The organism is Mycobacterium sp. WUMAC-067 (assembly GCF_020217485.1).
GTDB lineage: Bacteria > Actinomycetota > Actinomycetes > Mycobacteriales > Mycobacteriaceae > Mycobacterium.
This window is the reverse complement of the sequence record NZ_JAEKMI010000005.1, coordinates 170,637-191,315: the sequence shown is the minus strand read 5'-3', so window position 1 is coordinate 191,315 and position 20,679 is coordinate 170,637. Positions and strand designations below refer to the sequence as shown.

At 68.5% G+C, this 20,679-nt stretch carries 21 protein-coding genes and 1 pseudogene; 11 read left to right on the top strand and 11 right to left on the bottom strand.

The window, feature by feature from the left end; all coding sequences use genetic code 11:
* Positions 1 to 10 precede the first annotated feature (10 nt).
* Positions 11 to 670 carry an FABP family protein gene (locus JF781_RS05465; RefSeq protein WP_225327837.1) on the top strand — a complete coding sequence of 220 codons (660 nt, stop codon included), beginning with the start codon at positions 11 to 13 and terminating at the stop codon, positions 668 to 670.
* Between the two features lie 255 nt (positions 671 to 925).
* Here the strand turns inward: JF781_RS05465 and JF781_RS05460 are convergent, their stop codons facing one another.
* Complete coding sequence (locus tag JF781_RS05460) at positions 926 to 1,795, bottom strand: aminodeoxychorismate lyase (protein WP_225327905.1); 870 nt, start codon at positions 1,793 to 1,795, stop codon at positions 926 to 928.
* A gap of 140 nt (positions 1,796 to 1,935) precedes the next feature.
* On the opposite strand from JF781_RS05460, the gene JF781_RS05455 reads away from it, so the two are divergent.
* Both JF781_RS05455 and JF781_RS05450 read left to right on the top strand, forming a co-directional pair.
* Positions 1,936 to 3,030: a folate-binding protein YgfZ gene (locus tag JF781_RS05455; RefSeq protein ID WP_225327838.1), complete on the top strand. Its 1,095-nt coding sequence runs from the start codon at positions 1,936 to 1,938 to the stop codon at positions 3,028 to 3,030.
* Positions 3,031 to 3,176: 146 nt separating this feature from the next.
* Positions 3,177 to 3,362, top strand: coding sequence for a DUF3073 domain-containing protein (locus tag JF781_RS05450; protein ID WP_225327839.1), 186 nt, complete (start codon positions 3,177 to 3,179; stop codon positions 3,360 to 3,362).
* 67 nt (positions 3,363 to 3,429) lie between these two features.
* On the opposite strand, the gene purM is transcribed toward JF781_RS05450, so the two are convergent.
* The 6 genes from purM to JF781_RS05420 all read right to left on the bottom strand — a co-directional run bounded on the left by purM (position 3,430) and on the right by JF781_RS05420 (position 10,765).
* Complete coding sequence (gene purM / locus JF781_RS05445) at positions 3,430 to 4,524, bottom strand: phosphoribosylformylglycinamidine cyclo-ligase (protein WP_225327840.1); 1,095 nt, start codon at positions 4,522 to 4,524, stop codon at positions 3,430 to 3,432.
* A 66-nt stretch (positions 4,525 to 4,590) separates the two neighbouring features.
* Positions 4,591 to 6,117 carry an amidophosphoribosyltransferase gene (purF, locus tag JF781_RS05440; protein WP_225327841.1) on the bottom strand — a complete coding sequence of 509 codons (1,527 nt, stop codon included), beginning with the start codon at positions 6,115 to 6,117 and terminating at the stop codon, positions 4,591 to 4,593.
* A gap of 137 nt (positions 6,118 to 6,254) precedes the next feature.
* Positions 6,255 to 6,644, bottom strand: a complete 390-nt coding sequence (locus JF781_RS05435) for a sterol carrier family protein (RefSeq protein WP_225327842.1) — start codon at positions 6,642 to 6,644, stop codon at positions 6,255 to 6,257.
* 34 nt (positions 6,645 to 6,678) lie between these two features.
* The gene (locus tag JF781_RS05430; RefSeq protein ID WP_225327843.1) at positions 6,679 to 7,317 is read right to left on the bottom strand and encodes a CPBP family intramembrane glutamic endopeptidase; all 639 of its coding nucleotides are present in this window, start codon (positions 7,315 to 7,317) and stop codon (positions 6,679 to 6,681) included.
* A gap of 19 nt (positions 7,318 to 7,336) precedes the next feature.
* Complete coding sequence (gene purL, locus JF781_RS05425; protein WP_225327844.1) at positions 7,337 to 9,634, bottom strand: phosphoribosylformylglycinamidine synthase subunit PurL; 2,298 nt, start codon at positions 9,632 to 9,634, stop codon at positions 7,337 to 7,339.
* A 57-nt stretch (positions 9,635 to 9,691) separates the two neighbouring features.
* Positions 9,692 to 10,765: an ecdysteroid 22-kinase family protein gene (locus tag JF781_RS05420; protein ID WP_225327845.1), complete on the bottom strand. Its 1,074-nt coding sequence runs from the start codon at positions 10,763 to 10,765 to the stop codon at positions 9,692 to 9,694.
* 159 nt (positions 10,766 to 10,924) lie between these two features.
* On the opposite strand from JF781_RS05420, the gene JF781_RS05415 reads away from it, so the two are divergent.
* On the top strand, positions 10,925 to 11,539 hold the full coding sequence (locus tag JF781_RS05415) for a TetR/AcrR family transcriptional regulator (protein WP_225327846.1): 615 nt from the start codon (positions 10,925 to 10,927) through the stop codon (positions 11,537 to 11,539).
* A gap of 3 nt (positions 11,540 to 11,542) precedes the next feature.
* Here the strand turns inward: JF781_RS05415 and JF781_RS05410 are convergent, their stop codons facing one another.
* The gene (locus JF781_RS05410; RefSeq protein WP_225327906.1) at positions 11,543 to 12,862 is read right to left on the bottom strand and encodes a M18 family aminopeptidase; all 1,320 of its coding nucleotides are present in this window, start codon (positions 12,860 to 12,862) and stop codon (positions 11,543 to 11,545) included.
* Between the two features lie 43 nt (positions 12,863 to 12,905).
* Here JF781_RS05410 and JF781_RS05405 point away from each other — a divergent pair, with 43 nt between their 5' ends.
* From JF781_RS05405 to JF781_RS05385, 5 genes are all read left to right on the top strand, one after another.
* On the top strand, positions 12,906 to 13,916 hold the full coding sequence (locus tag JF781_RS05405; RefSeq protein ID WP_225341149.1) for a Dyp-type peroxidase: 1,011 nt from the start codon (positions 12,906 to 12,908) through the stop codon (positions 13,914 to 13,916).
* On the top strand, positions 13,913 to 14,710 hold the full coding sequence (locus tag JF781_RS05400) for a family 1 encapsulin nanocompartment shell protein (RefSeq protein WP_225327848.1): 798 nt from the start codon (positions 13,913 to 13,915) through the stop codon (positions 14,708 to 14,710). Before JF781_RS05405 ends, JF781_RS05400 begins: the two co-directional genes overlap by 4 nt.
* Before the next feature lie 262 nt (positions 14,711 to 14,972).
* A complete protein-coding gene (locus JF781_RS05395) occupies positions 14,973 to 15,143 on the top strand; it encodes a hypothetical protein (RefSeq protein ID WP_225327849.1) in 171 nt (56 codons plus the stop codon).
* A 31-nt stretch (positions 15,144 to 15,174) separates the two neighbouring features.
* Positions 15,175 to 15,642, top strand: coding sequence for a cupin domain-containing protein (locus JF781_RS05390; protein WP_225327850.1), 468 nt, complete (start codon positions 15,175 to 15,177; stop codon positions 15,640 to 15,642).
* 97 nt (positions 15,643 to 15,739) lie between these two features.
* Positions 15,740 to 16,207: a YbjN domain-containing protein gene (locus JF781_RS05385; protein ID WP_225327851.1), complete on the top strand. Its 468-nt coding sequence runs from the start codon at positions 15,740 to 15,742 to the stop codon at positions 16,205 to 16,207.
* Positions 16,208 to 16,219: 12 nt separating this feature from the next.
* Here the strand turns inward: JF781_RS05385 and JF781_RS05380 are convergent, their stop codons facing one another.
* A complete protein-coding gene (locus JF781_RS05380; protein ID WP_225327852.1) occupies positions 16,220 to 17,302 on the bottom strand; it encodes an NAD(P)-dependent oxidoreductase in 1,083 nt (360 codons plus the stop codon).
* 146 nt (positions 17,303 to 17,448) lie between these two features.
* Here JF781_RS05380 and JF781_RS05375 point away from each other — a divergent pair.
* Both JF781_RS05375 and JF781_RS05370 read left to right on the top strand, forming a co-directional pair.
* A pseudogene (locus JF781_RS05375) lies at positions 17,449 to 18,263 on the top strand (lysophospholipid acyltransferase family protein).
* A gap of 81 nt (positions 18,264 to 18,344) precedes the next feature.
* The gene (locus JF781_RS05370; protein WP_225327853.1) at positions 18,345 to 19,760 is read left to right on the top strand and encodes a wax ester/triacylglycerol synthase family O-acyltransferase; all 1,416 of its coding nucleotides are present in this window, start codon (positions 18,345 to 18,347) and stop codon (positions 19,758 to 19,760) included.
* Here the strand turns inward: JF781_RS05370 and purQ are convergent.
* Together purQ and purS are read right to left on the bottom strand one after the other, a co-directional pair.
* Positions 19,727 to 20,401, bottom strand: coding sequence for a phosphoribosylformylglycinamidine synthase subunit PurQ (purQ, locus tag JF781_RS05365; protein WP_225327854.1), 675 nt, complete (start codon positions 20,399 to 20,401; stop codon positions 19,727 to 19,729). The genes JF781_RS05370 and purQ overlap by 34 nt on opposite strands.
* Complete coding sequence (gene purS / locus JF781_RS05360; protein ID WP_225327855.1) at positions 20,398 to 20,637, bottom strand: phosphoribosylformylglycinamidine synthase subunit PurS; 240 nt, start codon at positions 20,635 to 20,637, stop codon at positions 20,398 to 20,400. Before purS ends, purQ begins: the two co-directional genes overlap by 4 nt.
* Positions 20,638 to 20,679: the final 42 nt, after the last annotated feature.

Here is a 20,679-nt window from a genome sequence, read left to right as displayed (position 1 = left end):
AGCGGCGCACATGAACTCCGGCGACGATCCGTCGAGTTCTGCCGGCTCCGGCGACCGGGCGGTGGCTGCCGCCGCCGAGCGCGCCAAGGTGACCGCCGGCCGCAACATCCCGTCCTTCGACGATCTACCCGTGCCCGCCGACACCGCCAACCTGCGCGAGGGCGCCAATCTCCATGACGCGCTGCTCGCGTTGCTGCCGCTGGTCGGAGTGTGGCGCGGCGAAGGCGAAGGCCGCGGGCACGACGGTGACTACCGGTTTGGGCAGCAGATCGTGGTCTCGCACGACGGCGGGGACTATCTGAACTGGGAAGCCCGGTCCTGGCGACTGAGCGAGACGGGCGATTACCAGGAGCGCGACTTACGGGAGACCGGTTTCTGGCGCTTTGTCAGCGATCCCGACGACCCCAGCGAATCCCACGCGATCGAGCTGCTGTTGGCGCATTCGGCGGGCTACGTCGAATTGTTCTACGGGCGTCCGCGCACCCAATCGTCGTGGGAGCTGGTGACCGATGCGCTGGCCCGCAGCAGGTCCGGCGTGCTGGTCGGCGGCGCCAAACGGCTCTACGGCATCGTCGAAGGCGGCGACCTGGCCTATGTCGAGGAACGGGTCGACGCCGACGGCGGCCTGGTGCCGCACCTGTCGGCGCGCCTGTCGCGGTTCGCCGGCTAGCAGGGCCGGGAGCGGCCGCCGACATGGGGCGGCCCCCGAGCCATGTTCCAGGTCGGACAAAAACCGGAAGCTCGGGGGCCGGGTGACTGCGGGGAATTCGCCAGCGCATGTGTGTCGCCAGCTCTTCCGAGCCGATGCAGCTAGCGCGCAGCCACCTCACATGTCCATGAAGCTATCAATTTCTCGGACCACCTCCTTCCTTGTGTACGGCCGACCGTACCCGCGAATGGCAGAGGCGACAACAGAATTCAGCGCTCAGCGATCGCTGACGATGGCGGCGTCGACCAGTTCGGCGAAGTCCCCCGCCATCGGCGACCGCGGCAGTGGGCGGCCGTCGAGGGTATGCACCCGGGCGGACAAGGTCATGCTCGAGATCAGCCAAACACCTTGGGCGTCAAGCAGATCCGCGACACGAAGCGCCCGATAATCGCAGTCGTACCCCTTGGCCCTGGCAACCTCGAACAGGGCCTGCTGGGTGGTACCGCGCAGAATCGGATACCACGGCGGGGGCGTCAGCAAGCACGGATTGCCGTCCGGCGCTTCGGAGTCGGTGGCGATCACCACAGTCGATCGAGGGCCCTCCAGGATGTAGCCGTCGGTGCTGACGAAGATGACGTCACCGGCGCCCCGGCGGGCGGCATGGCGCAGGGCGGCCATGTTGACCGCGTAGGACAGGGTCTTGGCGCCGGCCAGCAGCCACGGCATCGCGTCGACGCCGGTGGCGGGTAGGCCGCGATCGAGGGTGATGGCCGCCAGTCCGTCGCGTCGGACCGCCGTGACGCGGTCGGGAACGCCGTTGACCATCACGTAGGCCGTCGGCGCCGAACCACCTTCCCGGCCGCGGCTGTAGATCAGCCGCATCGCGCCCTCGTCCGCGGTGCCCGCGCACCACTGCCGGGTGGCCACCTCGATCGCACTGCGCCACCGGGGCAGATCCGGCTCAGGCAGATCGGTCAGCGCGGCCGACTGGGACAGCCTCTGCAGATGCGACTCGATCAGACAGGCTCTGCCGTCGCGCAACAGCAGCGTTTCGAAGACGCCGTCGCCGCGCACGGCCGCCAGGTCGTCGGCGTACAGCAGCGGCGCCTCCGGCGAATGGATTTCGCCGTCCAGCGTGACGATCACACCCGTCTGGCCAGCCATGGTGGAGAAGCCTATCGGCTCGCCGGTCCCTCGCCGAATGTGAAGCCGGCCGCACGCTCGTCGACGAACGTGCGGCGAGCGGCACACTCGTTGGGCGGGTCTTGCGGCCGTAGAGTTGACGTGTGAACCGCCCCGTCCCCGCACCCGATTCCGGACCCGACGCCCGCGCCGTCTGGCATTACGGCGACCCGCTGGGCGAACAGCGCGCCGCAGAAACCGACGCGATCGTGGTGGACCGCTCGCACCGCGGTGTGCTCACTCTGACCGGCAACGACCGCCAGACGTGGTTGCACAGCATTTCGACGCAACACGTCAGCAGCCTGCCCGAGGGCACCAGCACGCAGAATCTGAGCCTCGACGGCCAGGGCCGCGTCGAGGACCACTGGATCCAGACCGAGCTGGGGGGCACTACCTACCTCGACACCGAACCGTGGCGCGCCGAGCCGCTCCTCGACTACCTGCGCAAGATGGTGTTCTGGTCCGAGGTCACCCCGGGCGGCGCCGATTTGGCCGTGCTCTCATTGCTCGGCCCGCGGCTGGCCGACCAGACGGTCCTCGACGCGCTCGGAGTGGACGCGCTGCCCGTCGAGTGGTCCGCGGTTCCCGTGGGCGGTGGCTTCCTGCGACGGATGCCCGGCACGCCGGCCGGCCCGGTTGAACTGGACCTGGTTGTTCCGCGCGCCGAGGCCGGCGACTGGCGAAACCGGTTGGCGCAGGCCGGAGTCCGGCCCGGCGGGGTGTGGGCCTACGAGGCCCACCGTGTCGCGGCGGTGCGGCCGCGGCTGGGTGTCGACACCGACGAACGCACGATTCCGCATGAGGTGGGCTGGATCGGTGGCCCCGGCGAAGGCGCCGTCCACCTGGACAAAGGCTGTTACCGCGGCCAGGAGACCGTCGCGCGGGTGCACAACCTGGGCAGACCGCCCCGGATGCTGGTGTTGCTGCACCTGGACGGCTCGGTGGACCGACCGTCGACGGGCGAGCCGGTCCTGGCCGGTGGGCGCGCTGTCGGGCGCCTCGGCACCGTGGTCGACCACGTCGATCTCGGGCCGGTAGCGCTGGCGCTGCTCAAGCGCGGACTGCCCGCCGAGACGGAATTGGCGACCGGTCCCGACGCCGCGGTGGCCGCCGTGATCGACGTCGATTCCCTGCCTTCTGCCGAGCAGATCGGCGCCGGGCGACTGGCCGTTGAACGGTTGCGGGGCGGTGCGGGATAATGAACGGTAACGTCCGCCACAGCGAGCAGGGGGCGCCGACGCCCACTGGCGCGGCACGGTAAACTGTCGGCAGGACAATACGACACCAGGAGATCGGAGCCGCCTACTCGTTAGGCCGCTCCGTTATTGCGCGAGGGGGTTCCCCCATGGGCCGCGGCCGGGCTAAGGCAAAGCAGACCAAGGTTGCTCGAGAACTCAAATACAGTTCTCCGCAGACCGACTTCCAGCGGCTTCAGCAAGAGCTGTCCGGAACGGGCTCAGACGAGGCCACCGAACTGGACACCGACGGCGCCGACGAATCCTGGGACGACCAGGACAGCTGGCGGCGCTAGAACCAACGCCCCGGCGCCGATGCCTCGAGCACCGGCGCCGCATCAGTTTCGCCGAAGTCCGGGGTCCTCAGAATCTCGGGTGCTGACCGACGAGCTTGGCCCGCGGACCCGCCTTTCCACCTTTGCCGACGGTGCCCAGCACCCAGCAATCCAGGTGCCGTGCCGTCAGGATGGCCAGGGCGCGGTCGGTGTCTTCCGGGGCCACGACGGCGATCATCCCGACGCCCATGTTGAACGTCTTCTCCATCTCTTCCCGGGTCACCCGGCCGCGCTGGGCGATCATGGCGAACACCGGCGCGGGCGTCCAGGTGCCGCGGTCCATTTCGGCGACCAGCCCGTGCGGGATGACGCGTGCCAGGTTTCCGGCGAGTCCGCCGCCGGTGACGTGACAGAAGGTGCGGACGTGGGTTTCGGCGGCCAGCGCGAGGCAGTCCTTGGCGTAGATGCGGGTGGGTTCGAGCAGCTCTTCGCCCAGGGTGCGGCCGAACTCCTCGACGTAGCCTTCCAGGTTCATCCGGTCGATCTCGAGTAGCACCGTGCGGGCCAACGAATATCCGTTGGAGTGCAAGCCCGACGATCCCATCGCGATGATGACGTCGCCGGGTTTGACCCGATCGGGCCCCAGCACGTCGTCGGCCTCGACGACACCGATGCCGGTGGCCGAAATGTCGTAGTGGTCCGGTTCCATCAGGCCGGGGTGTTCGGCCGTCTCGCCGCCGAGCAGCGCGCAGCCGGCCCGCACGCAGCCTTCGGCGATGCCACTGACGATGGCGCTCAAGCGTTCCGGCACCGTGCGGCCGACGGCGATGTAGTCCTGCAGGAACAGCGGCTCGGCGCCGCACACCACGAGGTCGTCGACCACCATCGCGACCAGGTCCAGCCCGACGGTGTCGTGCTTGTCCATCGCCTGGGCGACCGCAATCTTGGTTCCGACGCCATCGGTGGAGGCCGCGAGCAGCGGCTCGCGGTAGTCGCCGCGTAACGCGAACAGGCCGGCGAATCCGCCCAAGCCGCCCCGTACCTCGGGTCGCGTGGCCTTTGTCGCTAGCGGCTTGAACAGTTCGACGGCGCGATCGCCGGCTTCAATGTCCACCCCGGCCGACGCGTAGGTGATGCCCTGACTGCCTGAGTGGCGCGCGGGGCTCTTTCCGGGATCCGTCATCGCGATAAAGGCTACCGGGCGGCGCCGACCGCCGGTATCAAACGTCGGCGAAGGAGCGCCACCGAGTCAGTGGACGACCGGTACTTCGTCGGCCGCGAGATCGTTGAGCCCGCCGCCGCGGGCGGCGTTGGCGAGCATGTGCTCGATGACGTTCTTGCCCAACGCGGTCTCCTCGGGCAGCTCGATCGGGTACTGGCCGTCGAAGCAGGCGGTGCACAACCGCGAGGCCGGCTGCTCGGAGGCCGCGACCAGGCCGCGCAGCGAGATGTAGCCCAGCGAGTCCGCCCCAATGGCGTGCCGCACCGCCTCGAGCATCTCCTTTTTGTCTTCGACCGCGTTGGCGATCAGTTCGGCCGGCGACGGGAAGTCGATCCCGTAGAAGCAGGGCCACTTGACCGGCGGCGACGCGATACGCACGTGCACCTCGACGGCACCGGCCTCGCGCAGCATCCGCAACAGGGCGCGCTGGGTGTTGCCGCGCACGATCGAGTCGTCGACGACGATGAGCCGCTTGCCGCGGATCACCTCGCGAAGCGGGTTGAGCTTCAGCCGGATGCCGAGCTGGCGGATGGTCTGGGACGGCTGGATGAAGGTGCGCCCGACGTAGGCGTTCTTCATCAGCCCCTGGCCGTAGGGAATGCCCGACTCCTGCGCGTAGCCGACGGCGGCGGGGGTGCCGGACTCGGGCACGCCGATCACCAGGTCGGCTTCCACGGGGCGTTCACGAGCCAACCGGCGGCCGATTTCCACCCGGGTCGCGTGGACGGACCGACCGGCGATCGTGCTGTCGGGACGGGCCAGGTAGACGTACTCGAAGACGCAGCCCTTGGGGGTGGGGTTGGCGAACCGCGTGGAACGCACCCCGTCGGCGTCGATCGCCAGCAATTCGCCCGGCTCGATGTCGCGCACGAACGAGGCGCCGACGATGTCGAGTGCGGCTGTTTCGGAGGCCACCACCCACCCGCGGTCCAACCGTCCGAGGGAAAGCGGCCGCACCCCATGCGGATCGCGGCACGCATACAGCGTGTTCTCGTCCATGAAGGTCAAACAGAACGCGCCGCGCACGGTCGGCAGCAGCTCCAGCGCCGCCTGCTCCAGGGTGGCGTCCGCCGCGCCGTGGGCCAGCAGCGCGCCCAAGATGTCGGAGTCCGTGGTCGCCGGCGCCGGGGCGCGCTTGGCGATCAGCCCCTCGTCGCGGGCGCGGGCGGCAAGCTCGGCGGTGTTGACCAGATTTCCGTTGTGCCCCAAGGCAACCCCGGTGCCGGCCGCGGTGTTGCGGAACACCGGCTGCGCGTTTTCCCAGGTCGTGTCACCCGTGGTCGAGTACCGGCAGTGCCCGATGGCGACGTGGCCCGGCATGGCCCCCAGCGTCTGCTCGTCGAACACCTGGCTGACCAAACCCAGGTCCTTGAAGACCAGTACCTGGGATCCGTCGGCGACGGCGATACCGGCGGCTTCCTGCCCGCGATGCTGTAGCGCGTACAGGCCGTAATAGGTGAGTTTGGCGACGTCCTCGCCCGGGGCCCAGACCCCGAATACGCCGCATTCTTCACGGGGTGCGTTGAAGTCCTCTTCGGACTCATGGGCGGTCACGATTCGGCAGCTCCCCGGGGAACGGTTGGTGACGCTGGGGAGTCTACGGGCACCGGCGCCGCGCCGCCGAATCCGCCAGGCGTGTTGAGCGACGAATTGCCCGCACCAGACTCTAAAGCTGCAGTTCAGGGTTGCATTCAGTCCACATCGAACAAGGGCAGGCAGTGGTCAATCTCACCGGCTCGGGAGCCGGAAAGACGCAGCGCACCGGTGCCCTTCGCTTCGGCGAACGACAGCTTGCCGGTGGCCAGCAGCAGCCAGGTCCGCGGGTCGGTCTCCACCACATTGGGCGGTGTGCCGCGGGTGTGCGTGGGTCCGGCGACGCATTGCACCGCGACGAACGGCGGGATCCGCAGCTCCACGCTTCGTCCCGGCGCCACCGCGGCCAGGGTGCGGGCGGTGAGCCGCACGGCCGCCGCCAATTCGTCGCGGCTCGGCGCCGGAGTGGTTTCGTCACCCAACCATTGCGCGACGGCCAACACGGCTTGCCGAGCCTTGGCCGGATCGGCCTTTTCGCGCGGCGCCATACCCCAGGATCTCAAAACCCGGGATACCCGTCGCCTAGGCGCCCCTGCGGTTCGGTGACCTCGCGGCCAGCACGGCGACGGCGCCGGCCTCGTTGATGGCCAGGTGCGCCAGCATGGGCGCGGCGAGGCTGCCAGAACGGTCAGCCAGCCAACCGAACAGCCAGCCGCCGATTCCGGTGACCAGCACGGTGGCCGCCACGGGCTCACCGATCGCACGCGCGTCGGGGATGTGCGAGAGGCCAAATGCGGTGGCTTGCAACAACCTTCCGCCGCGTTTCCCGAACGCCGCGGTGCCGACCGTGGCCAGCGCACCGCGATAGGCGGACTCCTCGGACCAGACCGTGCCCACGGGTATCCGCACCAGCAGCCAGTCCGGCACGGACGCGGGCGGTTCGCGGACGGCAATCGATTGGCGCACCGGCGGCAACAGGGCCGTCGCGGCGACCGCGCTCGCCGCCGACAACGCGGCCGCCGAGCCCAGCCGCAGCCCGCCCCACAGCCGGGGCGGCCCCAGGCCCAGCGGCGCCCGCGTCACCAACACCAGCGCGCCGCCCACGCTCGCCTGTAGCGCCACCCTCCACAAGGCCGGCAGCCGCGGGCCGGCAAAGCTCCAACCGACCAGTGCGGCGGTCAGAGATACCGCGTGAGCAGGACGAAAACGCCTGGCGGGCATCAGAATTCGCTGCGGTCGCTCATCCGAACAGCCGCGGCAGCACCGCCTCGGAGGTCTCGCGCAGTTCGGCCAGGGAAACCGTGAACAGTCCCTGGACCTCCACCTCGTCGGAGGCCTGGTCGACGACGCCGATGCGCACCGCGGGCAATCCCCGCGCCTCGCACATCGAACGGAACCGGCTCTCCTCGGTGCGCGGCACCGCCACCAGCACGCGGCCGGCCGACTCGGAGAACAACGTCACGAACGGGTCGGCATCCTCGGGAAGCACGAGGCGACAACCGGTTTCACCGGCCAGGGCGGCCTCGACGACGGCTTGCGCGAGGCCGCCTTCGGACAGGTCGTGCGCCGCGGATACCAGGCCGTCCCGCGACGCCGAGCGCAACACCTCGGCCAGCAGCTTCTCGCGGTCCAGGTCGACCTTGGGCGGTAGCCCGCCCAGATGGTCGGCGGTCACCTGCGCCCACACCGATCCGTCGAACTCGTCGCGCGTATCGCCCAGCAGGATCAGGGTTTCGCCGGGCTCGGTGCCCAGGCCCGTGGGGATGCGGCGACCGACGTCGTCGATGACGCCGAGCACCCCGACCACCGGGGTGGGCAGGATCGCCGTCGACCCGGTCTGGTTGTAGAAGCTCACGTTGCCACCGGTCACCGGAATCCCCAGGGCCGCAGAGCCTTCGGCTAGGCCCCGCACCGCCTGGGAGAACTGCCACATCACGCCCGGGTCTTCGGGCGAGCCGAAGTTCAGGCAGTTGGTCACCGCGACCGGGGTGGCGCCGGTGACGGCGACGTTGCGGTAGGCCTCGGCCAGGGCGAGTTGGGCGCCGGCGTAGGGATCGAGTTTGGTGTAGCGACCGGACGCGTCGGTCGACAGGGCGATGCCGCGGCCGGTGGCCTCGTCGACGCGCAGCACGCCGCCGTCGGCATGCTCGGCCAGCACGGTGTTGCCCCGCACGTAGCGGTCGTACTGCTCGGTGATGAACGCGCGGCTGCACAGGTGCGGGCTGCCCAGCAGGGCAAGCAAAGTCGCGCGCAGTTCGGCGCCGGTGGCGGGCCGCGGCAGCCGCGTCGAGGTGTCCGCGTTCAGGGCGTCCTGCGTGTCGGGGCGAGCGACCGGACGCTGGTAGACCGGGCCCTCGTGGGCGACGGTGCGCGGCGGCACGTCGACGACGGTCTGGCCGTGCCAGGTGATCCGCAGCCGGTCACCGTCGGTGACTTCCCCGATCACGGTGGCCAGCACGTCCCACTTGCGGCACACCGCCATGAAGGCGTCGACGTTCTCCGGGGTGACCACCGCGCACATCCGCTCCTGGGACTCGCTGCAGAGGATCTCCGCGGGGGTCATCTGGGTGGTGCGCAGCGGCACCGTCTCGAGCTGGATTGCCATGCCCCCGTCGCCGGCCGACGCCAATTCCGAAGTGGCACAAGACAATCCAGCGCCACCCAAATCCTGGATGCCGACCACCAGGTGCCCGGCGTATAGCTCCAGGCAGCACTCGATGAGCACCTTCTCCATGAACGGGTCGCCCACCTGTACCGACGGCAGCTTCTTGCGCGACCCCTCGCTGTCAAAGGTGTCCGACGCCAGCACCGACACCCCGCCGATGCCGTCCAGCCCGGTGCGGGCTCCGAACAGGATGATCTTGTTGCCGGCGCCCGAGGCGAACGCCAGATGCAGGTCCTCCTGCCGCAACACACCGACACACATGGCGTTCACCAACGGGTTACCGGCGTAGCACGCATCGAACACGGTCTCACCGCCGATGTTCGGCAGGCCCAACGAGTTGCCGTAGCCGCCGATGCCGCGGACCACACCGTCGACCACCCGGCGGGTGTCCGGCGCGTCGGCGGCGCCGAACCGCAGCTGGTCCATCACCGCGACCGGCCGCGCGCCCATCGCCATGATGTCGCGGACGATGCCGCCGACACCGGTGGCCGCGCCCTGGTAGGGCTCGACGTAGGAGGGATGGTTATGCGATTCCACCTTGAAGGTGACCGCCCAGCCGTCGCCGATGTCGACGACGCCGGCGTTCTCGCCGATGCCGGCCAACATGCCGGCGCGCATCTCGTCGGTGGTGGTCTCGCCGAAGTAGCGCAGGTGCACCTTGGACGACTTGTAGGAGCAGTGCTCGCTCCACATCACCGAGTACATCGCCAGCTCGGTGTCGGTGGGGCGGCGGCCGAGGATCTCGCGGATGCGCTGGTATTCGTCGTCTTTGAGACCCAGCTCACCGAACGGCTGCGGCTCGTCGGGAGTGGTGGCGGCGTGCTCGACGGTGTCGATCGCGTGGGTGCGCGCACTCGTCCCGGAGACAGTCACGGGACACAGTCTAGGGTGGCGGCGCCCGGGGTGTCGGATGCCGACCGCCGCGCTACCTCAGCCGGCGATCTCGGCCAGCGCGGCAGCCGTATCCAGGTCGGCGTAGGCGAACGAATACCGTTGGGCCAGCGCCAGCGCGATGTCGGGGCGCTGCCAGAGCTCCCCGGCGCTGGCGGTGCACAGCCACAGGGTCAGCCCGTGCGCCACCGAGGCCCGATACCGCAACCAGACCTCGTCGGGGCTCGGCATCTCGGCTTTCGGCAGGCCGAGGGCGCCGCGGTATTCCTGGAGGAGATCGCGCTCGCTGCGACGGCGATCCTCGACGGTCAGCGCGCCCTGCAGGAAGTAGCCCAGGTCGAGTGACCAGTTGCCGCGGCGGGCCACCTGCCAGTCGAGGAACCCCACCTCGTCGCTGGGCAGCAGGTAGGTGTTGCCGATGTGCGGATCGCCGTGCAGCAAGGTCTGCGGCGACGCGGTCAGCGTTCTGATGTAGGGCTTCCAGATCGATTCGATCAGCGTGTCGATGGTCAGTGAGGTCACCTGCTCGGGTGCGTCCGTGCCGAGGCGCTCCAGCGCGGCCGGCAGCGGCGCCATTTCCATGCCGTCCCAGGGCAGGAACGGCTCAAGCCAGCCCAGCGCCGGCTCGGTCAGCACCCGCTCGCCCCAGTACCGCCCGTGCATCCGGGCCAGGCCGCGCACGCCGGTGGCGACCTGTTCGACGGTCATCGGCCTGGTGGCGTCGCGGGGATCGGCGCCGCGCGCGGTGAGGTCTTCCATGACCATCACGAAGTCGTAGGCGGCCTCGTCGATCAATGCGGTGTAGACGCGGGGGTGCTCGAGGGGCAGGTCGACCCCGCAGGTGAACAACCGCGGCTCGTGGAACATGCCGCTGGTCATGCGGATCAGTTCTTTGTGGTCGGGGTCGGCGGCCTTGACGAACACCGACGCCGGTCCGCTGCCGCTGCGGTAGGTCACTCCCAGGCGGGCGCGCCGGTTGGTGCCGTCGTCGCGGACCTCCACGGTGACGGTGTCCACCTCGGCGCCGGGATGATGGGCGGCCAGCGCCGCGGACATCCACTGCGGCGAGATGTCATCCCAGGCCGTGGGGACCGACAGCGACGGGGCGTTCATGATTGGACTCCTTCGTCACGGACTCGCAGCCATAGAAACGACACGTATCGTTTCCTAGACTTGTCCCCGTGAAGGTAACCCGAACGCGCGTCCGCACGCCAGTACCGAATCGGTTCGCCGCCCGTTCCGGCGCGGCCGGGCCCGCCTAGGCTCGGCTCCGTGTCCGACGAGCGGGGCGGCCGGCCCCGTGACACCCGGCTGCATCACGCGATCCTCGATGCCACGCGCGAACTCTTGACCGCCGGCGGCTACGCCGAGTTGTCGATGGAAAGCGTCGCGGCGCGCGCCGGCGTGGGGAAGAAGACCCTCTACCGGCGCTGGCCATCGAAAGCGCCGCTGGTCGCCGAGGCCGTTTTGGAGGCTTACGGCGGATCCGGATCGTTTCCCGTCGCCGAGACTGGAGACCTGCGCGCCGACCTGCTGGCGTGGCTGCGCGAGCATGCCGACTTTCTGGCGGATCCGCCGAACGCCGCGTTGGTGCGGGCGCTCATCGCCGCGGCGGCCGCCCGCCCGGCCGACGGCGACGATCTTTACCAGCAGCTCAGCGCGCCTCAGCTGGCCGGGTTGATGACACGGCTGCGGCGGGCCGTCCGGGACGAGGAACTGAGCACCGCCGCCGACCTCGACGCGATCGCCCAGGCGCTGATCGGCACCATGCTGTTTCGCGCGTTAACCCACGGGGGCGGCGGCGATTTCGACGCGCAAAGCCCTCGGATTTTTGACGGCCTGCTCGACGCGATCCTGCAGGGCGTGGGTAAGACGAAGACCGATTGAGCGTCAGGCCGGCGACAGGAAGGCGTGCATCGCGGCCGAGTAGGCGGCCACGTCGTGGGCGCCCATCAGCTCGCGTGCGGAGTGCATCGCAAGCTGCGCGGCGCCGACGTCGACGGTGGGGATGCCCGTGCGCGCGGAGGTCAACGGTCCGATCGTCGATCCGCACGGCAGGTCGGCCCGGTGCTCGTAGCGCTGCAACGCCACCCCGGCCTGCTGACAGGCCAGCGCGAAGGCTGCGGCGGTGCGTCCGTCGGTGGCGTAGCGCAGATTGGGGTGCACCTTGAGCACCGGCCCCGCGTTGACCGCGATCGGATGGCCGGGCTCGTGCCGTTCCGGGTAATTGGGGTGGGTGGCGTGCGCCATGTCCGCGGAGGCCAGCAGCGACGCCGGCAGCCGGCGCAGGTAGTCCTCTCGGGTGCCGCCCGCGGCCAGCACAATTCGCTCCAAGACGGTGCCCAACAAGTTAGATTGCGCGCCGTGGTCCGAGGACGAGCCGACTTCCTCGTGATCGAAGAGCACCAACACCGGCAGGCACTGCGCGCCACGTTCTGATGCCAACAGCGCTTCCAGCCCCGCATAGCAACTGGCCTGGTTGTCCAGCCTGGGCGCGCTCAACAGGTCGGCAGTTCCGTTGTCGGAGGCGCCCATCACCGTCGAGGGCGTCAGGTCGTGCGTCATCAGGTCGGCGGCCAGCACGTCGGTGGGCGCCACGTCCGCGCGCTCGGCGACGTAATCGACGAAGGACCGCGCCGTCTCGCCGACACCCCACACCGCGTTGACGTGTCGCTGCGGGTCCAGTGTCAGCGACTTGCGGTCCTCGGCCAGATGGATGGCCAGCTGCGGCACCCGAAGGATCGGCTCGTCGATCCGGACCAGCCGGTGCGCGATCCCGGTGCTTTGATCCTTCGCCCGCACCGACAGGCGCCCGCTGATCCCCAGATCGCGGTCCAGCCAGGAGTTGAGCCACACGCCCCCATAGGGTTCCAGCGCCACCACCCGCCAGCCGGCGACCACCCGGTCGGGGTGCTGTTTGACCCTGAGATTGGGGCTGTCGGTGTGTGCGCCCACGATCCGGAACGGCCCGTCGGCCCCCTCCGAATTCCAGGCGACCAGCGAGCCCGCTCGCACCGTGAAGTAGCGCCCCGGCCCGGACGGCCAGCGTTCCACCTCGCTCAATTCGGTGTATCCGGCGGCGATCAGCCGCGCGGCCACCGTGGCGCAGACGTGAAAAGGCGACGGAGACGCGTCGATGAACTCGCAGAGTCCTTGCGCACTCGCTGAGGACTTCGCCTGGTTTCGAGGGTCGCCGGACATGTTGAACATCATGGCTGTCCGCGGCCACCGTCGCCACGCTAGGGTCACCAGAGTGCCCCCCGTCCAGCCGCAACCCATCCTCGAGCCGCTGACACCCGCGGCGATCTTCCTCGTGGTGACCATCGACGACGGTGGAGAGGCAACCGTGCACGACGCGCTGCAGGACGTTTCCGGGCTGGTGCGCGCGATCGGTTTCCGGGAGCCGCAGAAACGGTTGTCGGCGATCGCCTCGATCGGCTCGGATGCCTGGGACCGCTTGTTTTCCGGGCCGCGGCCCGCCGAACTGCACCGGTTCATCGAGCTGAACGGCCCGCGCCACATCGCTCCCGCCACACCCGGCGATCTGTTGTTCCACGTCCGGGCCGAAAGTTTGGACGTCTGTTTCGAACTGGCCGACCGGATCCTGAAATCGATGGCCGGCGCGGTCACCGTGGTCGACGAGGTGCACGGGTTCCGGTATTTCGACAACCGCGACTTGCTCGGATTCGTCGACGGCACCGAGAATCCGGATGGCCCACTTGCCATCAGCGCCACCGCAATCGGCGACGAGGACCCCGACTTCGCCGGCTCCTGCTATGTCCACGTGCAGAAGTACGTGCACGACATGTCCTCGTGGAATTCGATATCCGTCACCGAGCAGGAGCGAGTGATCGGCCGCACCAAGCTGGAGGACATCGAACTCGATGACGACGTCAAGCCGGATGACTCCCACATCGCCCTCAACGTCATCACCGACGACGAAGGCACCGAACTGAAAATCGTGCGGCACAACATGCCATTCGGCGAGCTCGGCAAGGGCGAGTACGGCACGTACTTCATCGGCTATTCGCGCACACCGCAAGTCACCGAACAGATGCTGCGCAACATGTTCCTCGGCGACCCGCCCGGCAACACCGACCGCATCCTCGACTTCTCCACCGCCATCACCGGCGGATTGTTCTTCTCCCCCACCGTCGACTTCCTCGATGATCCCCCGCCGCTGCCCGCAACGCCGGCGGCGGAAACGTCTGTTGCACAGGACGGCTCACTTTCGATCGGCAGCCTGAAAGGAACCACTTCATGAACAACCTCTACCGCGAGCTGGCACCGGTCACCGACGCCGCCTGGCAAGAAATCGAATTGGAGGCGACCCGGACATTCAAACGCCACATCGCCGGACGTCGGGTCGTCGACGTCAGCGAGCCCGGCGGTCCAGTGGCCGCCGCGGTCAGCACCGGACGGCTGGCCAACGTGGCGTCACCCACCGAGGGTGTCCAGGCGCACCTGCGGGAAAGTAAACCCCTTGTGCGGCTTCGTGTTCCGTTCACCCTGTCGCGTTACGAGATCGACAACGTCGAGCGCGGCGCCAGCGACTCCGACTGGGACCCTGTCAAGGCGGCCGCAAAGAAGCTCGCGTTCGTCGAAGACCGTGCCATCTTCGAGGGCTACGCCGCCGCGTCGATCGAGGGCATCCGTTCCGCCAGCTCCAACAAGACGCTCACGTTGCCGGCCGATCCCAGCGAGATCCCGGACGTGATCACCCAGGCGATCTCCGAGCTCCGGCTGGCCGGTGTCGACGGCCCCTACTCGGTGCTGCTGTCGGCCGACGTCTACACGAAGGTCAGCGAGACGACCCAACACGGATATCCGATCCTCGAGCACATCGACCGGCTCGTTCCCGGAGACATCATCTGGGCCCCGGCCATCGACGGTGCCTTCGTGCTGACCACGCGCGGCGGTGATTTCGACCTGCAGCTGGGCACCGACGTGACGATCGGGTACACCAGCCATGATGCGGACACCGTGCAGCTGTATCTACAGGAGACGCTCACCTTCCTGTGCTACACCGCCGAAGCGTCCGTCCCGCTGAGTTCGTAGGAACAAGCGTCGCCCGGGTTTTCGCTAAAGGTCCAGCACCACATCGGTTTCGGGAGCCGCCGAGCAGATCAGCACCTGCGTAACAGCGGTTTTCGGCTCATCACCTGACGCACTCCCCGCCAAATCCGGATGGCCCGACGACGCTGCACAATTCGGGACTGGCCGACTTTTTCGAACGCCAACTGACCGTCGAGGCCCGCGCCGGGGCCTGCGGTGTATCGGTACGTGTGCGAGGAACTCCAAGTGACTCCCCGGTGATTGCATGATGGTGGCCGCGCACGTGTGGGACACCTTCGGGGCGCATAGCGCCGGGTTCGGCGCCGCTCTCATCACCCGTCGCGGTAATGCACCGTTGGCGGTGGACGGCCTGCCGCGGCCAGACATCGTCGCCGGTGACCTACGCGAGCTGGCCGACCGTCTCGGCTATCGCTGAACGAGGCGATGAATCGGGCCATAATTGACCCATGGCCACCTCCGACGGCTTCCATCCCGACTTCGACGACACCGCAACGCCGCTCGCCCGCAACAGGGTGCGCCACGTCAAGGCGTCGGAAATCAGCTCGGATACCGCGCAGTCGGAGGGGCTGCGGCGCTTCGCCGCGCTATCCGGTGGGTCGGTCGGCGCGGAGAAGCTCTGGATGGGCGAGACCCACGCGTCGCCGAAATCCGCCTCGGACAACCATCACCACGGCGACTCGGAGACCGCAATCTATGTACGAAGCGGCAACCCGGAGTTCGTCTTTCATGACGGCGTCCAAGAGGTCCGCATCGCCACCGAACCCGGTGACTATGTCTTCATCCCGCCCTATCTGCCGCACCGGGAGGAAAACCCCGACCCCGACACCACGGCCGAGGTCGTGATCGCGCGCAGCACCCAGGAAGCGATCGTGGTCAATCTGCCCGCGCTGTATCCGCTGGACGGGCCTCAATAGATAGCAGACGCTCACTCAGCGAATTCTCAACAGATTCTTCGGTGCCACATCGCTTGGCTCCAAGCCTCCGCAAAGTCATCGACGGCACCATACGTCTATGACCAACGAGCAGCTGTGCGCCAACCTTGTCGAACGCTATTTGCGCACCCGCGGGCGCCAATACTTTCGCGGGCACCGCGACGGTGAATACTTTTTCGTCACCGGCGCTCCGCGACGGCTGCACGTTCATTTCGAAATCTCGCCCGCGCACGACGACGTACTGATCATCCGGGTCACTCCCGGGTGCTACTTTCCGGCCGCCGACCGCCCGTGGCTGACGTACTTCGCCGACACGTGGAACCGCCAGCAACGCCACGTCACCGCCATCGTGCACGGCTCGACCGATCCGCAGCGCATCGGTGTGGTAGCCCGCAAGTCGCAATGGATCCGAAGCGAAGTCTCCTTCGTCGATTTCGCGTCCTTCGTCGACCTGACGATCGCGGATGCCACCGAGCTCTTCGAGGAGCTGAGCCCCGCCGTCGACGTGCCGTCCGCGGAGCGGCCGCTGCTGCGTCACGCCGGCTGACACCCAGGCGGTCTAGGAACCGCTCGTGCCGCCCGGGACGTCGGGGCGCGGCTCACCCAGCTCGGCCCGGATGGCGCCCCACGGATCGGCGTAGCGTCGGGGCGTATCCCGGTACGCCGCACGGCTTTTGAGAAACGACCGCGCCAGCGGCGAGATCAACCGCATCGGGTAGCGCCGCCACCCCGCGATGGCGCGCATCTCGTCGATCATGTCCGGCCACGAGTGGTGCTGGAATCGCAGGACCTGTTGGGCGCGAGCGGTATCCATCCAGTCGGTGACGAACCAGTTCTCGTCGCTGTCGGGATCACCTGGGCGCCCCCCGGGCAAGACATCGACGAGACCCCGGGCCGCGGCCAGCGCCTTACCGACCTCGCCCTGCCGAATCCGGTGCGACTCGTCGCCGGCGATCAGCAGGGTCTCACCGGCGACATCGGCAGTGGTCGCCGCGGCGAACGCGCGAGCGACATCGCGCACATCGACGGTGTGGATGCGACCATCGGTCGGCAGGGCACTTTCGAAGAACAGCGCATCGACGCTGAACGGCATGGCGTCCGGTTCGACGCTGATCACCCCGCCCAGCCGCAAGATCACCCACTCGAGGTCCGAGGATCGGATGTGTTGTTCCGCCTGGGCCTTGTGCGCACCGTAGAGATCAGCCGGATTCATCGGGGAATCCGCGCGCAACAGCTCGGCGTCGCGGTGCGGGTTGCGCGCCCCGTACACGGCGTTGCTCGACGCCTGAATGAACCGAACCGGATGCGGCCGGGCCTGCGCTGCGCGCAGCAGCGTGAGGGTCGCATCGACGTTGACGCGCCGCCCGAGGGCGGGGCTGCGGTACACGGCCGGCGGGATCACCGCGGCGAGGTGAACGATCGCCGTGGGTGAAGTCGCGGCGAGCAAGCGGTCAACGTGGCCCGGGTCGGTCAGGTCGGCCCAGTGCGCCTCGACACCGGCGGGCAGCGCCCTCGCGGCTTTGCGCTGGGCGGCGGTGCCCAGATCCGTCGCGACGACCCGGTGGCCGTCGGCGACCAGCCGGCGCACCGTCTGTGAGCCGACGAGCCCGAAACCCCCGGTGACAAGAACCTTCTCGGACATGATCCCCCGCTGTGCGTTTGCCCCCAGCAAACGAATATGGCATTCTCCCGAATGGAGAGTAACATATGCAGCTCAGGGGCTGAGGTTTGAGACCGGCGTCACACCGGCAACCAATAGCAAATGCACAATCACGACAGCGGGGAGCCATGACGGGCAGCGGCGCGGACGCGGCGGAAAATCACGAGACCGCCAAGTGGGACCCGGCCTTCACCGAACAGGTCGCGCATGCGCTCGGGCCGGCTGTCAAACGCTATTACCGCGCCGAGGTGCGAAACATCGACAACATCCCGTCGTCCGGTGGGGCGCTGGTGGTCTCGAACCACTCCGGCGGCATGTTGACGCCGGACGTGTTGATCTTTTCCCCGGCCTTCTACGAAAAGTTCGGCTACGACCGCCCCGTCTACACGCTGGGCCATTACGGGCTCTTCATGGGGCCCTGGACGGCTGGCTGCGCCGCCTCGGGGTGATCGAGGCCAGCCGCGAAAACGCCGCCGCCGCCCTGCATTCCGGCGCGGTGGTGCTGGTATTTCCCGGCGGCGACTACGACTCGTACCGGCCGACGTTCAGCGCCAACACCATCGACTTCAACGGCCGCACCGGCTACGTGCGCACCGCGATCGAGGCCGGGGTGCCGATCGTGCCGACCGTGTCGATCGGAGCCCAGGAGACGCAGCTTTTCTTGACCCGGGGCAACTGGCTGGCCCGCAAGCTGGGGCTAACCAAGGCCCGGATGGACATCCTGCCGATCAGCGTCGGGTTCCCGTTCGGGCTGAGCGTGATCTTCCCGCCCAACCTGCCGCTGCCGGCAAAGATCGTCACCGAGGTGCTCGAGCCGATCGACGTCACCGCGCGCTTCGGCGACGATCCCGACGTCGACGAGGTCGACGCCCACGTCCGCGCGGTCATGGAGGCCGCGCTTGCGCGATTGGCCGGGCAGCGCCGGTTTCCGATCCTGGGCTGATGGTGCCGCCAATCCGCGCCGACAACCGGCGCCCTGCGGCATAGTTGTTGGCCTGGACGCGTCGGCAGGGCGAGGTGGCGTGTGAAAAGACTCAACGGCATGGACGCGATGCTGCTCTACAGCGAGACGCCCAACCTGCACACGCACACCCTGAAGGTAGCGATCATCGACCCGTCCGACTTCGACGGCGAGTTCGGTTTCGACGTGTTCCGCCACCACGTGCGCCGGCGCCTTCACCTGCTGGAACCGTTGCGCTACAAGCTCGTTGACATCCCGTGGCATCTGCATCACCCGATGTGGCAGGAAAACTGCGAGGTCGACCTGGACTATCACCTCCGTCGCGTCCGGGTGCCCGCACCGGGCGGGCGGCGAGAGCTCGATCGGGTCATCGGCGAGGTGGCGTCCACTCCCCTGGACCGCAGCCGGCCGCTGTGGGAGTTTCATTTCGCCGAGGGTCTGGCCGACGGCCGGTTCGCCTTGATCGGCAAGGTGCACCACGCGCTGGCGGACGGTGTCGCGTCGGTCAACCTGCTGGCGCGCGCGATGGATCTGCGGGACGGGCCCACCGACGAGCGCGACAACGACGAAGCCGGCGTCACGATTTCTGATGCCGAGTTGCTGCGCGCGGCCGCGCGCGACCACGTCCGGCAGCTCGCGCAACTCCCACGGCTACTCAAGGACGCGGCCGTCGGGTTGATGCGGGTGCGGCGCCGCTCCCGCGAGCGCGGAGATCACCCCGACCTGGCCGACGCCTTTGATGCGCCGCCGACGTTCCTCAACCATGTCGTCTCGCCCCGGCGGTGGTTCGCCAGCACGTCGTTATCGCTGCCGCAGGCCAAGGCGACGGCAAAAGCGTTGGGCATCACCATGAACGACCTGGTGCTGGCGACGGCCGCGGGCGGGTTGAGGACGCTGTTGCTGGCCTACGACGGTGCGGCCGACCGCCCGATCATCGCGTCGGTCCCGACGGCCACCGACAAGTCGGACCGGATCACCGGCAACGAGATCAGCGGGCTGATGATTTCGCTGCCGGTGCATGTTGACAACCCGATCGAACGGGCCCGGCTGATCTCGGTGGCCACCCGGATCGCCAAGGAAGACCACGAGGTCCTGGGCCCGCAGCTGTACGGGAAAATGATGGCCTACCTGCCGACCGCGTTGGCCCCGGCCGCATTTCGGTGGCTGGGTCTGCGCGACATGCCCAACAAGCTGATGAACGTCGCCGTATCCAGCGTGGTCGGGCCGCGCGAACGCGGCCACTTCGGCGGCGCGGCCGTCAGCGAGATCTATTCCACGGGCGTGCTGTCGCCCGGGGCCCCGGTCAACATCACCGTGTGGAGCTACGTCGACCTGCTCGGCGTCGCCGTGCTCACCGACGACCAGACGTTCGACGACCCGCACGAAGCGACGGACGCCATCAGCGCGGCCTTCGACGAATTACGTGACGCCGCAGGCGTTTCCGATCAGCCCGCGAGCACCCCGTCCAGCACCGAATAGAACAGCCCCAGGCCGTCGTCGGAGGGCCCGGTCAGCGCCTCGATGGCATGCTCCGGATGCGGCATCAGCCCCACCACACGGCCGTCGGCGGAGCTGACGCCGGCGATGTCATGTAGCGAACCGTTGGCGTTCTCGTGGTACCGGAACACCACCCGCCCCTCGCCCTCGAGCTCCTCGAGCACCTCGGCGGGCGCCACGTAGCGGCCCTCGCCGGACTTCAACGGCACCAGCAGATCGGCATCCGGTTCGAAACGCGACGTCCACGCGGTCGACGTCGACGCCACCCGCAGCCACACGTCGCGGCAGATGAAGTGCAAACCCACGTTGCGGGTCAGGGCGCCGGGCAGCAGGCCGGCCTCGCAGAGCACCTGAAAACCGTTGCAAATGCCCAATACCGGCATGCCGCGCCGCGCCGCGTCCACCACCTCGGTCATCACCGGGGCGAACCTGGCGATCGCACCGGCCCGCAGGTAGTCGCCGTAGGAGAAGCCGCCGGGCACCACCACGGCGTCGACGCTTTTCAGGTCGGCGTCGGCGTGCCACAGGTTGACCGGCTCCGCACCGACGCGCCGCGCCGCGCGGGCGGCGTCCACGTCGTCGAGCGTCCCGGGAAACGTGATGATCCCGATGCGTGCGCTCACGGCGTCTCCCGGCTGATCGTCCAGTCCTCGATCACGGCGTTCGCCAACAGCGATTCCGCGATCTCGGCGAGCGCCGAGTCGTCCACGCTGTCGTCCACTTCGAGCTCAAACCTCTTGCCCTGCCGGACATCTGATATCCCCGGATGGCCGAGGCGGCCCAGCGCGCCGACTATCGCCTGACCCTGCGGGTCCAGTATCTCCGCTTTGGGCATCACGCTCACGATCACCCGGGCCACCGGCGCTCCTCCTCAGTTGGCGTTTCGCCGCCAACTCTACCG

Coding starts and splice junctions, on each gene's coding strand:
- JF781_RS05465 (WP_225327837.1), top strand. CDS start 11: ATGAACTCCGGCGACGATCCGTCGAGTTCTGCCGGCTCCGGCGACCGG.
- JF781_RS05450 (WP_225327839.1), top strand. CDS start 3,177: ATGGGCCGCGGCCGGGCTAAGGCAAAGCAGACCAAGGTTGCTCGAGAA.
- purM (WP_225327840.1), bottom strand. CDS start 4,524: ATGACGGATCCCGGAAAGAGCCCCGCGCGCCACTCAGGCAGTCAGGGC.
- JF781_RS05435 (WP_225327842.1), bottom strand. CDS start 6,644: ATGGCGCCGCGCGAAAAGGCCGATCCGGCCAAGGCTCGGCAAGCCGTG.
- JF781_RS05430 (WP_225327843.1), bottom strand. CDS start 7,317: ATGCCCGCCAGGCGTTTTCGTCCTGCTCACGCGGTATCTCTGACCGCC.
- JF781_RS05420 (WP_225327845.1), bottom strand. CDS start 10,765: ATGAACGCCCCGTCGCTGTCGGTCCCCACGGCCTGGGATGACATCTCG.
- JF781_RS05410 (WP_225327906.1), bottom strand. CDS start 12,862: ATGTTCAACATGTCCGGCGACCCTCGAAACCAGGCGAAGTCCTCAGCG.
- JF781_RS05400 (WP_225327848.1), top strand. CDS start 13,913: ATGAACAACCTCTACCGCGAGCTGGCACCGGTCACCGACGCCGCCTGG.
- JF781_RS05395 (WP_225327849.1), top strand. CDS start 14,973: ATGATGGTGGCCGCGCACGTGTGGGACACCTTCGGGGCGCATAGCGCC.
- JF781_RS05390 (WP_225327850.1), top strand. CDS start 15,175: ATGGCCACCTCCGACGGCTTCCATCCCGACTTCGACGACACCGCAACG.
- JF781_RS05385 (WP_225327851.1), top strand. CDS start 15,740: ATGACCAACGAGCAGCTGTGCGCCAACCTTGTCGAACGCTATTTGCGC.
- JF781_RS05380 (WP_225327852.1), bottom strand. CDS start 17,302: ATGTCCGAGAAGGTTCTTGTCACCGGGGGTTTCGGGCTCGTCGGCTCA.